The sequence below is a fragment of the Parabacteroides hominis genome (assembly GCF_014287585.1).
Taxonomy (GTDB): domain Bacteria; phylum Bacteroidota; class Bacteroidia; order Bacteroidales; family Tannerellaceae; genus Parabacteroides; species Parabacteroides hominis.
Window position 1 is genome coordinate 1 of sequence record NZ_JACOOJ010000063.1, and the last position, 13,211, is coordinate 13,211.

Annotated in this window: 10 protein-coding genes and 1 pseudogene; 10 read left to right on the plus strand and 1 reads right to left on the minus strand. The window is 45.4% G+C overall.

Features of this window, described 5'->3' with window-relative positions:
• The 9 genes and pseudogenes from H8S65_RS21190 to H8S65_RS19995 all read left to right on the plus strand — a co-directional run.
• A pseudogene (locus H8S65_RS21190) lies at positions 1-171 on the plus strand (O-antigen ligase family protein); the annotation flags it as partial.
• A gap of 275 nt (positions 172-446) precedes the next feature.
• Entirely contained in the window at positions 447-734 is a 288-nt protein-coding gene (locus tag H8S65_RS19960) for a hypothetical protein (protein ID WP_186931559.1), read from the plus strand.
• Between the two features lie 224 nt (positions 735-958).
• Positions 959-1,840: a BF3164 family lipoprotein gene (locus H8S65_RS21355; protein WP_186931560.1), complete on the plus strand. Its 882-nt coding sequence runs from the start codon at positions 959-961 to the stop codon at positions 1,838-1,840.
• 19 nt (positions 1,841-1,859) lie between these two features.
• Positions 1,860-2,999 carry a 6-bladed beta-propeller gene (locus tag H8S65_RS19970; RefSeq protein ID WP_186931561.1) on the plus strand — a complete coding sequence of 380 codons (1,140 nt, stop codon included), beginning with the start codon at positions 1,860-1,862 and terminating at the stop codon, positions 2,997-2,999.
• Between the two features lie 216 nt (positions 3,000-3,215).
• Entirely contained in the window at positions 3,216-3,368 is a 153-nt protein-coding gene (gene rpmH / locus H8S65_RS19975; RefSeq protein WP_005633099.1) for a 50S ribosomal protein L34, read from the plus strand.
• A 120-nt stretch (positions 3,369-3,488) separates the two neighbouring features.
• Positions 3,489-4,121, plus strand: a complete 633-nt coding sequence (locus H8S65_RS19980; protein WP_186931562.1) for a PASTA domain-containing protein — start codon at positions 3,489-3,491, stop codon at positions 4,119-4,121.
• Between the two features lie 2 nt (positions 4,122-4,123).
• Positions 4,124-5,203: an RluA family pseudouridine synthase gene (locus tag H8S65_RS19985; RefSeq protein ID WP_186931563.1), complete on the plus strand. Its 1,080-nt coding sequence runs from the start codon at positions 4,124-4,126 to the stop codon at positions 5,201-5,203.
• 3 nt (positions 5,204-5,206) lie between these two features.
• Positions 5,207-6,184 carry a D-alanine--D-alanine ligase gene (locus tag H8S65_RS19990; RefSeq protein ID WP_186931567.1) on the plus strand — a complete coding sequence of 326 codons (978 nt, stop codon included), beginning with the start codon at positions 5,207-5,209 and terminating at the stop codon, positions 6,182-6,184.
• 85 nt (positions 6,185-6,269) lie between these two features.
• Positions 6,270-7,427, plus strand: a complete 1,158-nt coding sequence (locus tag H8S65_RS19995) for a 1-acyl-sn-glycerol-3-phosphate acyltransferase (RefSeq protein WP_186931564.1) — start codon at positions 6,270-6,272, stop codon at positions 7,425-7,427.
• A 130-nt stretch (positions 7,428-7,557) separates the two neighbouring features.
• Here H8S65_RS19995 and H8S65_RS20000 read toward each other — a convergent pair whose 3' ends face one another.
• A complete protein-coding gene (locus tag H8S65_RS20000; RefSeq protein ID WP_186931565.1) occupies positions 7,558-11,529 on the minus strand; it encodes a hybrid sensor histidine kinase/response regulator transcription factor in 3,972 nt (1,323 codons plus the stop codon).
• 225 nt (positions 11,530-11,754) lie between these two features.
• Here H8S65_RS20000 and H8S65_RS20005 point away from each other — a divergent pair, with 225 nt between their 5' ends.
• Positions 11,755-12,987: an MFS transporter gene (locus H8S65_RS20005; RefSeq protein WP_186931566.1), complete on the plus strand. Its 1,233-nt coding sequence runs from the start codon at positions 11,755-11,757 to the stop codon at positions 12,985-12,987.
• Positions 12,988-13,211 lie beyond the last annotated feature (224 nt).

Sequence of the window (13,211 nt, forward strand, 5' to 3'; positions counted from 1 at the left end):
AGGCTGTATCCTTACTATCTGTTAGCCAAGCTATACGCAGAGCCGGCATTCTATCAGGCGGATAAATTCCGGGCTGCCGCCGGAGCTGTGCTGACCAAAGAACCGAAGGTCGAAAGCTCTGCTATCCGGGAAATGAGAACAGAAATAAAAAAGATATTAGAAAAAAAATAATTACGAAAGGCTCGTAACTAAAATATGTTTGTATATTTGCGAAACAACTTTGATAAAGGCAGAGCTGCAACCGGGAGAGAGCGGAACGGTCACGGTCAGCTACGAGGTGGAGCAGCCGGGAGAGTTCTAACGAACGAAGGAAATATTTGGAAACATCCCGAACAATTCGCAGATGTTGAGTTTTATCGGGGCAGTAGAGTAAAGCAATTAACGGGAAAAAGAAAGGAGCCTCTAAACACTTTCCTTCTGATCTTGGCAAATAACAAAAAAGAGACATGAAACAAATCATCTATTTGTTGATATTTTTTTTATTATCAGCATGTACAGCCAACAAAGACGAAAAGGATAAAATAAAACAATACTTATTCGAGGAGAATTCTTTATCCATTTTTATAACGATACTCTTTTTTTTGATAACCAAAGAACAAGTATTACTATTCCTTTGTGAAGAAGCTAAGGTTCATATCGGATTTCATCGGAAAACGGATCAAAGCGCTTGTCTCCTAACAGGGACAGATTTTATGGAACAATCCGGTTTGGTAGGGATGGCTCCTTTTCAGTGAAGAAAAAAACATTCGCCGAAAAGACTTACTATTGGTAGCTGAACAGATTTCAGAGAAGGATAATCCTATTTTGTGTTTTTCAAAATCAAATAAGCAAGAAACTGATGAAAATAGCAAACGTTATAAATTTATTATTACATTCTGTAGGTTGTTTCCTGTTATCGATGTATATGTCATCTTGTCAACAGGATTTTGTAGATGGGAAAACATATCCCAGTATCATCGTGAATCATTTAGATGACGAAAATTATGTTCATGCCCTCAAAATAAAAAATGAATATTCTTTTCTTTTAGATGACAAGAATGACAGCATATTGCGGATTTACCGGAATGAAGACCTGCAATATCCGGTCAAATGTCTCCTGAAAGGAACCGGGAAAAACGAGTTGCAAAAGCCTTCTTTCTGTAAGGAGGTTGCCGGGGTTCCTTATGAAGGCATCCGGGTGCTGGATAACGATTCTTATTTGAAAATCATCGATCCAGATACGGATTCTTTGATTTCACCGGTCTGTATCATCAACGGATTGTGGAACAACACAGACTATAATATCATGTCCGGTGAAATATGCGCTTTGCCTTTTTCCCCTCATAAAAATTATCCCTTCTTTTTTTATAATGAGACAAACGGATATTTTTGGGCCGATCCGGATAAATGCGTAGCGAAGCTCCTTCAACAGAAGCCTGTGGCATATTCAGCCAGCTTGGTCTTAAATGAAAAGAAAAAACGTATGGCTGTGGCCTACCGGTACACCAACCATATCTCATTTTATAATCTTGACGGGATATTGGAACAATCTTTTTTCGTGGACAATAACAAGATTGTTCCTGTCGCAACCCGTGACGGTATCAATATAGAGGCTTCCCGAAAATGTTTTATTGAAACATACGGAACGGAGAAATACGTTTATTGCCTGTTCGACGGTTCTGTCAATTTCAGCAATAATTCCCAACTGCATATTTACACTTGGGAAGGCAAACGGAAAGCTATAATATCGTTGGATCGAAACATTAGGACATTTGCCGTAAGCGAAGACGACAGTTCTATTTTGGCGGTTTCAAGGTCAGAACGAGGTGGACAGGATATTTTAATATATAGGATGCCGTAATCCTTTCAAAAGTCAAGAGATGAAATACATATATATATTATTCATACTGTCGATAATATCTTGCTCTAAAGATAATGATAAAAACATAATACTTAAAGAGATTAAATTTGATGATATTCAGGTCTCTTTAAAAGATTCTATTGAATTTAAGTTCATCCCTTTGGAAACAACAAATGAATGTTTGATAGGTATTGCGGAAGGTATTCAGGTCGTAGATGACAGGATTTTTATCTTAGAAGGAAAGCAAAAAGAAAAACTATTCGTTTTTAATTTAAATGGCAAATTTATTACAAGTATAGGCAGAAAGGGGCAAGGGGCAGGAGGATATAACAGGATTTTTAGTTTCGATATTGATCCGGAAGAACGCTCAATCATAATCAGTGACATGTATGCTGAGAAGCTGCTATTTTATGATCTTGATTCTTATCAGTTCAAATACTCGATAAATACAAAATTTTATTATAACGCTTTTCTCCATTTACCATATGGAGAGAAGATTTTTATGGGATATAAAGGTTTTGAAAATCAGACCGATCAAAAGGATAAGGATTCCTATTACATTTACACTACAGACTCATTACTGAATCCCCAAAAAACTTTTTATAAAGCGGATTTCAAAACTTCATATTCTCTAACCGGTGGAAAATCCAATCTTTATTCATATGATGGTGGCATTTATATCTATCATCATTTGTTCCCATATATATATAAATTAGAAAACGGTCATATACGCACAGGATATAAAATAGAGTTGGAGAATTACACATTTCCCACTGTTGATTTTTTGGAACAGAGTTCCGGGAGAGACAAAGATTATACCTCTGCTCTTATAAAATCAAAGTATATAACGAATTACAGAATTGATGAGTGTTCAACTATGATCAACTTGTCTTTTCAGAAAAATAATGAATTGTATTATGGTATATACAATAAGAAAAGTAAAAAGGGATATATATTCAATCTGCCCGAATACCAGTCCACTATGGGGTTAGGGGTTTGGGTAAGGCCCAGAAGTGCGACAGACGAATATATAATAGGCCAAATAAATGTTGAAGAAAACACATACAAATACACGAAAGGAAATAGCCGACTGGATAGCATTGTCGCAAACAGATCGATAGAAGACAATCCTATTTTATGTCTTTTTAAAATTAAATGAGATGAGACTGTATTACAAATCCTCGAACGGGCAAAGCTGTTAAGCGGAGATCCGATGATCCGGTACATGATCTGATTGAATGTTATATTTGTAACAAAAAGAGAACCGGCATAGATAAAGTTTTTCTTGCAACTCTTTGTTTATTAAAAAAAAGCCTCTATCTTTGCAGCCCAAATTGGTATGAGAATAAGATAATAATAAATAATATACAGAAAGATGAAAAGAACATTTCAACCTTCCAACCGGAAAAGAAAGAACAAGCATGGCTTCCGTTCAAGAATGGCTACAGCTAATGGCCGCAGAGTATTAGCTTCTCGTCGTGCTAAAGGAAGAGCTAAGTTAACAGTTTCTGACGAATACAACGGATAATTCTTTCCGTTTGAAGATTTTTCATAAAGAAAGTAGAGGTTTTTACTAAAAAGCCTTTACTTTCTTTGTTTTAACGGCTTTGTTTTCTACTTTTGATCCGCCTACAAATACAAGATAGAAATGAAAGACTTTTTGGTTAAACTGATAAAAAATCCGTACGTCTTAAATTTGTTGCTGGCTGTGGTCGTGGCATGTGCTCTGGTGTTCGGAGCATTGAAGTGGCTCGACTCGTACACCCGGCATAACGAGGCTGTTGTGGTGCCGGATGTCAAAGGATTGGGAATGGAAGAAGCCGCCGAATTTTTCAAGAATAGTAATCTGCGCTATAACGTGATCGACTCTGTCTTTTCGAAAGACGTGAAACCCGGTGCGATTGTCGACTTGGTCCCGATGGCCGGTTCGAAAGTGAAGGAAGGACGTATCGTGTTCGTCACCGTAAATGCGCTCACTTCGCAGATGGCGACAATCCCGGAAGTGGAAGACCTTTCGTTCCGGCAGGCTTACGCCATCCTCCGTGCCCGCGGTTTTGAAAAAATCGAGATCGAATATGTCCCCGGAGACTTTAAAGACTTAGCTCTTGGCGTCGAGTTGCACGGACGCGCCTTACAGAAAGGCGAACATGTCCCGCTTACCGCTCCTTTGGTATTGAAGGTCAGCAGCGGCGATGCAGAAATGCCGGCAGACTCGCTCGGACTCCCGGATGACAGTGTGCCGGTCGAATCGTTGGATAGTGAAGAAGAAAACTGGTTTTAACTATGGATGAGTTTTTGGACGAAATGGATGATGAACAGGTAGATGACCTGTTGCAACCGGAAGAGGGCGAAGATAAGACTCCTCAACTGTATGAACACTTCCGCTTCGTTGCCGATCGCGGACAGTCGTTGTTGCGTGTAGATAAATTCCTGGTCGACCGCATGTTCGGTGCTACCCGCAACCGGATACAGTCGGCTGCCGATGCCGGTTGCATTATGGCGAACGGCAAACCGGTGAAAAGCAATTACCGGGTGAAGCCGGAGGATGTCGTGACGATCATGATGACACGGCCTCCACGGACTTTCGAGATTCTCCCTGAAAATATTCCTATAAAAATCGTGTACGAAGATGACGATCTGCTGGTGGTCGACAAACCGGCAGGGTTGGTCGTGCATCCCGGACACGGAAACTATACCGGCACGCTGGTGAATGCCCTTGCCTGGTATTTGAAAGACGATCCTACATACGATCCTAACGATCCTGCCCTGGGACTCGTCCATCGTATCGATAAAGATACGTCCGGCTTGTTGGTTGTCGCCAAAAAGCCGGAAGCAAAGGCGCATCTGAGCATGCAGTTTTTCCATAAGACGACCAAGCGCGAATACCGTGCACTCGTATGGGGCATCGTACGCGATGACGAAGGACGGGTCGAAGGCAATATCGGCCGAAACCCGCGTGACCGTATGCAGATGACTGTTTTTCCCGAAGGCGACCAGGGGAAGACGGCGGTCACACACTATTCCGTTTTGGAACGTCTGGGCTACGTCACGCTGGTGAAATGCCGCCTCGAAACCGGGCGTACGCATCAGATACGTGTCCACATGAAATATATCGGTCATACGCTGTTCAACGACGAACGTTATGGCGGAAACGAGATCCTGAAAGGAACAACCTCTTCTAAATATAAACAGTTTGTCGATAACTGTTTCGCCATTTGCCCGCGGCAGGCGCTCCATGCCAAGACGCTGGGCTTCGTTCATCCGACTACAGGCGAGGAAATGTTTTTTGATTCCGAAATACCTGCCGACATGACTGCGTTGATCGATAAATGGCGCGTATATGCAAATACTAAAGAACTATAGATGATGAAAAGAAACATTGCTATTGTAGCCGGAGGCGATTCTTCCGAAATCGTTATTTCATTAAAAAGTGCGGAAGGAATCTTCTCTTTTCTTGATAAAAACAAATATAATGTATATATTGCAATCGTTAAAAGAGACGAGTGGGCGGTAAAACTTCCCGGCGGGGAACACACACCAATAGACAAGAATGATTTTAGTTTCCGTGAAAACGGCGAGGTTAAACATTTTGATTTTGCCTATATCACAATACACGGCACTCCGGGAGAAGACGGACGTCTGCAAGGATATTTCGATATGATCGGAATGCCGTATTCTTCTTGTGGAATGTTTGTAAGTGCACTTACGTTCAATAAGTTTGCCTGCAATCATTATCTGAAAGGATTTGGAGTTGATATCGCCCGTTCCATACATTTGTTTAAAGGACAGACTGTGACGGACGAAGAAGTGGTCAGCCGTTTGGGACTTCCGGTCTTTGTGAAGCCGAACGACGGAGGCAGCAGCTTCGGGGTGACGAAAGTGAAAGAGGCTTCGGCTATCCAGCCGGCGATTGCCAAGGCTTTCGGCGAAGGCAGGGAAGTCGTCATCGAAAGTTTCATCGAAGGGACCGAAGTGACATGCGGTTGCTATAAGACTGCCGGCAAGGAAGTGGTATTCCCGCTCACCGAAGTCGTAACGGATAACGAGTTCTTCGATTTCGACGCCAAGTATAACGGACAGGTGCAGGAAATCACGCCCGCCCGCATTTCAGCCGAACTGGCAGAAAAGATACAGCGCGAGACATCAAGGATATACGATATATTGGGAGCGAAAGGACTGATCCGTGTGGATTATATCATTCCGGCAGACGGTGAGCCGAAACTGCTCGAAATCAACACGACTCCCGGTATGACGGCAACCAGCTTTATCCCGCAGCAGGTGCGGGCTGCCGGTCTGGATATAAAAGATGTAATGACAGATATTATAGAAAACGAGTTTAACTAATTGAAAATTGAAAATTGGGAATTGAAAATTAATCTCGGAACATTCAACTCTCAACTTTCAACTTTCAACTTTCAATTATAAAGATATGGAAGTTCCTATTAATGATTTTGACGATATTCGTCCGCTAAATAACGACGAGGTGAAAGACGCGATCGAATCGCTGATTGCCAATGAAGATTTTGAGCGGGCCTTTCGGTATATAAAGCCGGATGTGGATTGGAAGCAGTTCTGCGAAACGATGCGCTCCTTTAAAACAAAGGAAGACTTCAAGAACAAGTTGGCCTATGAAGCCGTGATGATGGTGGCCGGAAAAACCACTTTCTCGCTGACGATATCCGGTCGTAGCCGTTTGCCGAAGGATAAAAAGCCTTGTACCTTTATTTCTAATCACCGCGACATCGTGCTGGATGCTTCTTTCCTGAATGTCATGTTGTATGATGTAGGGTATGGAATGACCCAGGTGGCTATTGGCAATAACCTGCTGATCCGTCCGTGGATCGAAACGCTGGTCCGTCTGAACAACAGCTTCATCGTGAAGCGCAATGTCCCGGTACGCCAGATGCTGGAAGTGAGCAAAGTCCTTTCCGCTTATATCCGCCATACGATCACGGAGACGAAAGAGTCCATCTGGATCGCGCAGCGTGAAGGCCGCGCCAAAGATTCGGACGACCGTACCCAGGGAAGTATCTTGAAGATGCTGAACATGAGTGGTGACAAGGATATCCTGTCAAACCTGATGGAACTGAATATTTTCCCGGTTGCAATTTCGTATGAGTTCGATCCGTGCGATTTCTTGAAAGCAAAAGAATTCCAGCAGAAACGCGATGATCCGGACTTTGTGAAGAGCCAGCGTGACGACCTGTTGAGCATGGAAACCGGTATTCTGAATAATAAGGGGCGCGTTCATTTCACCCTGACTTCCCCGATTAACGATCAGTTGGCAAAACTGGACCCGAATATGGAGAAGAACGAGTTGATCGCCGCTATAGCTTCTATTATCGATAAGGAGATTTACAAGCACTACCGTTTTTATCCTTGCAACTACGTGGCATACGATATGCTGACAGGCACACGCCGTTTCAGCGAGCACTACGGCCTGAAAGACAAAAAACAGTTTGAAGATTATCTGCAAGGGCAATTGGACAAGATCGTATTACCGAACAAGGATGAAGCATTCCTGCGCACGAAAATACTGGAAATGTATACGAATCCGTTGAAGAATTTCCTGGCCAATCAGGAATAAAGCCGAATCTGAACTTTTAACCTGGCCGTATCAACTCTACTTTTGAGTAATGATACGGCTTTTTAATGTTTATCAGTTCAGTCTGTAACTATTCAGAGTGTTCATCTTAGTTTTGACACACTCTCTTCTTTTATTTATTCTCCTTCGCATAATTCGACGGGCTCATGCCGAACTGCTTGATGAAGGCGGACCAGAAATAAGACTGGGAGCTGAAACCTGTCGCTTCCGAAATCTCATATATCTTCATATTCCCCTGTATCAATAGCTCGGCGGCCTTTTTCAGACGGCTTATCTTGATCAACTCGTTAGGAGTCAGGTCGGAGATGGCACGGATCTTCCGGTACAAGGTCGGTCGGCTCAGGTGCATCAGGTCTGCAATCATGTTTACATCTAAGGCCGGATTACCGATATGCTCGTTGATGATCTCGTTCAGCTTTTCCAGGAAACTTTCGTCCGCTTTGGTATAAGCCATCGATTTCATATTCGCGATCGGTGAGTTGAAATAGAATTTACGTATGTTGTCCCGGTTGGAGATCAGGTTGGAAATCTGTGCCATCAACAGGTTGGTGGAGAAGGGTTTGTCCAGGTAAGCGTCTGCTCCTAATTCCAGACCTTCCAGGCGCGACTGCATGGTGTTTTTGGCCGTCAGCAGGATGACCGGAATATGACTGAATTCGATCTCCGTCTTCACCTCTTTCAAAAGGGCGAAACCATCCATGACGGGCATCATCACGTCACTGATGATTAGCTGGAAGCTACGTCTCTTTAACAATGCGATTGCTTCGGCTCCGTTTCCGGCTATCTCTACATTATATAATAGGTTGACTTCGTCGGCGATAAAAACGGCCATTTCCTTGTTGTCTTCGACAATCAGGATCGTCGGGCGCGATTCGTCGTGAATAAATTCCGTTTTCTGAGGTACGGCCTGCATCGTCGTTTCTTCTTCTTCTGTTTGCTTGATGGATTCGGGCAGCTTGACGGGCAGGGTCAGGCGGAACATCGTCATGGACGGGCTGTCGGTGAAGGTCCCTAACTGCAAGCCGCCGTGATGCATTTCTGCCAGTGAACGTGCTAAGGGCAAGCCGAGACCTGTCCCCGGTTTGCCTACGGCATCCCCTTCTATCCGGTAGAAGGGTTCGAATATCTTTTCCCTCAATTCCGGTGGGATAGGAGTGCCGTCGTTGATAAAATCGATCGTGAATGTCTCATAATCGGGTGAAAGTTGCAAGCGTACGATGATGCTGCCGGACGCGTATTTGATTGCGTTCGTAAACAGGTTGCTGAATATCTTCGTGATCGCCTCTTTGTCCACGAACACGTACAATTCCGGCAGAGACAAATCGAGGTTCAGCAACAGGTTGTGTGCCGTTGCCGATTCCTGGAACCGCTTGGCTGTATCGTTCAGGAGCGAGACGATCTCCGTCCGGACGAAGCTGAGGCGGTATCCTTCTATCTCCGTTTTGCGGAAGTCCAGCAACTGGTTGACCAGCGACAGGAGGCGGGATACGTTTTTATCCATCAACGTAAGCGACTTATTCTCCTTTTCCCCGATCTTATCGGATTTCAGAAGGCGTTCGAGCGGGTTCTTGATCAGGGTGAGCGGCGTCCGGATCTCATGGGCGATGTTGATGAAGAAATCGATCTTGGCCTGATACAGTTCCTTCTCTTTCTGGTCTTCGAACAATTGCATGTTGTAGGCCATTGCCCGTTTGGTCTTCTGGCGCCAGGACCAGAAGGAGCCGGCGATGATGGCGAGAATGACGACGACATAAGAGGCATACGCCGTGTCAGATGCCCACCAAGGCGGCAAAACGGTGATGTTCAGCCGTGTCGGGGTGTCGCTCCAGTTGTTCGACAGGTTGGCGGCCCGTACCTCGAAGGTGTAATCGCCCGGATGCAGTTCTGCGAAATAGACCGTGTTGCGCCCTCCGATCGGAATCCATTCCTTATCCATATTGCCCATTCTGTATGCATACTGGACGGATTTAGGAGCGATGAAGTTGAGCGCGGAGAAGTTGATGCTGAATGTGGACTGCTTGTAGGTCAGCGTGATCTTCTTCGTCTCCGATTCGGCGGAACAGTTGACGATGCGTTTCTCTCCTGCCTCGTTCTGGATTTCGAGGCTCCCTAAGTGGACGTCCATATTTTCTGCTGTCGGGATTACTTCGGATGGCTTGAAATGGATAAAGCCTTTGACCGAACCGAAATAGAAAGTCCCTTCGTTATCTTTGAAGGCGGAGTTGTCGTTGAACTGGCGGGTGATAAGCCCGTGAGATTCCGTGTAGGTCGTGATCTTGCCCGTCCCGGTTTCCAGGCTGACCAGTCCGTTGGCCGTACTGATCCATAAGTTTTCGTTTTCGTCGGGCAGGATGCGGAAGGCGACGCTACTCGGCATACCGTTCTTTACGGTGTAATGTAGGGACTCGCCGGTCTGGAAGTCATATTTGATAACCCCTTCTACGGTGGCGAACCACATATTGCCGTCTTTGTCCTCGCAAGCGTCGTTGACGAAATTGTGGCGTTGGGTGTTCAACTTGTCGTATGGCAGATACATGCCGGTATTGCTGATCGGGTTGTAATAGAAACTGCGGTTGAACATGCCGGTCCAGATTCTTCCTAAGCGGTCTTCGTAGATGCAGTTCACCGCGAAAGGAGGAAACTGCGGAGCATACAGGAAACGGTCGTTCAGGAAGTCATATTTGTAGATACCGTCGTCGGTCCCGACGTAGACTTGTCCCTCCTGCAATGCCTTGATGCAACGGACGGTGCTGTTCTTTACCGTCAGCGAGTCTTTCAGCAGGTTGTAGTGCTTGATCACCTTCCTCGTTTTGATGTCCATCAGGTCGATGCCGTGGATGACGTGTCCGATCCAGAGCCGGTCGCCTGAAGCTGCCAAGCCCCGGATATTGGTGTGCGACAATCCGTTTTCACCCGGAACCGGCTGGTAGTTGGTGAATGTTCCGGTTTTCTTTTCCAGGCAGTTGATGCCGGCATCTTCCGTCCCGACCCATATATTGCCGTATGCGTCGGTACAGATATCGCGGATCACTTCCCCTTTCATCGAATGCTGCCCGTCCCAGGGATAATGCACATGGAAAGGGCGGAAGGGGGAATAGTAGTTGAGGCCGTTCTGGTGGAAACAAATCCAGATGCCGTTCTCCCGGTCCCGGCAGAAAGCCGAGATGAAATGGCTCGATAAGGCATACGGGTCCAACGGATCCTGCCGGATACGGGTACACTCGCCGGTGTCGATCTTATAGATAAACAACCCGGAGTCCGTTCCGATCCACAGTTCGTCCTTTTCTTTTTCAAGGAAGCTGTTGATCAGGATCGTAAGCTGGTTGATCTTTTGAATGTTCAGATCCTGGTAACCGCGCGTCGCCGGGTCGAATATCTTCACGTCATCATGCTCGAAAGCGATGTAGATGCGGTCGGTCGTAGGAGAAGGGTACAGCATGGAGAGCTTCCGAGGGGTGTTCGGGGTAGAATGGGCGAATACATTATAGGATTCCGTCGTCCCGTCTTCCGGATTCAGCAATGAGATCAGTCCGTCCGAACTCCCGATCCAGATACTGTTTTCGCGGGTAATGCAAAAAGTGGTGTAGCTCTGGTTGTTTTCCGGGGCAAAGATGCGGAACTGGCTGTCTTCCGTATTGAACCGGATCAGGTTGCCGTCCATCAGTATCCATAGTTTATTGTCTTTATCGAACTGGAAAATGTCGATTCCTTTGTCTGCCGTGAAAGGAACGTGCCGGAATGATTCCTTCTCATCGTTATACTGGTATAATCCCGAAAGCGTCCCGACCCATAAGTCGCCGTTCATGTCGCAGCCCAGGCATGTGATCCAGTTGCTTCCCAATGTCTCGGTTTCGTCGGGGTCGTTACGGAATACTTTGAATGTATATCCGTCGAAGCGGTTCAGGCCGTCGCGCGTCCCGATCCAGATATATCCTTTCCTGTCCTGCACGCAGCAGGTGGCCATGTTGTCGCTGAGTCCGTTTTCGACCTGGTAGTGGCGGAAAAGATAGTTGCTGTCGTCTGCATACGTCCGGGTGAGACAAAATATGAATAGGATGGATAAGATTAACTTCAGATGTTTCATATATGACTTTGCTATTATGGGCGAAAGATACTGAAAAATGTATTATGGATTTCCTTTTATTGTATCACGGATTTCATAAATCATCTCAATAAGGGTGATAACGGCAGAGAATGAGAAGAATACGGAAAAGATTGCAACAAGGTCAAACAAACCGGCACAAGGGAATCGATACATTTGTACCATGTGAAACACAGGTGATATAAAACCTTTTATTCTAATTATTATATGAACACTCTTACTACAAAACAAGGAATCGGAACGAAAGTTCAACTCTGCACAATGATGTTTATGCAGTATATGCTGAGTGCAGTCTGGTGGGTTCCTTTAGCCGCTTATCTTTCCCATACGCTTAAATTGGAAGTGTATCAGGTCTCACTGGTGTTGAGTGCGATGGCTATCGGTGCGATGGCATCCTCTTTTATCGGTGCGATTGCCGACCGTTATTTTGCCGCCGAGAAGATTTTGGCAGTATTGAATATACTGACAGGAGTCTTTTTGCTCCTGGCCGCCCAGCAGGTTACGTTCGCTCCGCTTATGACATGTGTCGTGCTGGCGATGCTTTGCCACATGCCGACACAGAGTCTGACCAGTACGATCGCCATGAGCCATACGCCGTCGGAACAGTTCCCGCGTATCCGTATGTTCGGATCGGTGGGATGGGTCGCTTCCGGTATCTTTAGCGTGATTGCCCTTCATGTGATGCATTTGCCCGCTTTCGACGATACGAACCTGCCGATGTATTGCGGCGCCGCCGTCTGTTTCGTAGCCGCGCTTCTGAACTTGCGGTTGCCGCACACCCCGCCTTCGGTTGACAAGAGTGCCGGCATCTCGGTGATGGATATAACCGGCTTCAGCGCTTTCTCCCTGATGAAGGATAAGAATTACCGGGCTTTTATGATCCTGACGTTCTTAGCTATCATCCCGTTCAACCTGTATCATGTCTATGGTTCGATGATTCTCGCCGACGAGCATGTACAGAATATAACGGTGACGCTGAACCTCGGACAGTTAGCTGAGATGTTTTTCCTGGTTATTACCACTTCGATACTGATAAAGTCCGGGATTAAGAATACCCTGATCTTCGGTATGATCGCCCTCGTGGTCCGGTATGCTTCGTTCTATATCGGTGCGGAAACCGGCCTGCAATGGTTCTATTATATCGGGATTATCGTGCACGGGTTGATCTTCGGCCTTTTCTTTGTCGGCGGTCAGGTCTATACGGATAATGTGGCGCCAAAAGAAATGAAAGCGCAGGCGCAGGGCCTGCTCTTCTTCCTGGTATGGGGAATCGGCTTCCTGATCGGGACGCTTTGGAACGGATGGCTGATCGGTCTTTTCCGTGACGGGGATAAATGTGACTGGCCTGTCGTCTTTGCCATCTCGACCCTGTTTTCATTCATATTATTGATCCTGTTTGTCTTTTTATTCAAACCGGTAGCATTAAAGACTAATAAATAACATAGAGTAGTAAAGTAATAATTTTATCAAACCCTTTTAATTCTCAAGATTAAATATATTATCACACGCCAGATGTACAGAAGGTGTCTGAAAAGGATGCCTTCTTTTTTTGTTATGCCGCCCGTTTATTATCCATTTTTATTTTTAAAACATCTTTGGTCTTCTCAATTGTCTCTCTTCGGGAAGTAATCCTACAGAAATAAGTAAAAAATAAAAGAGAACTG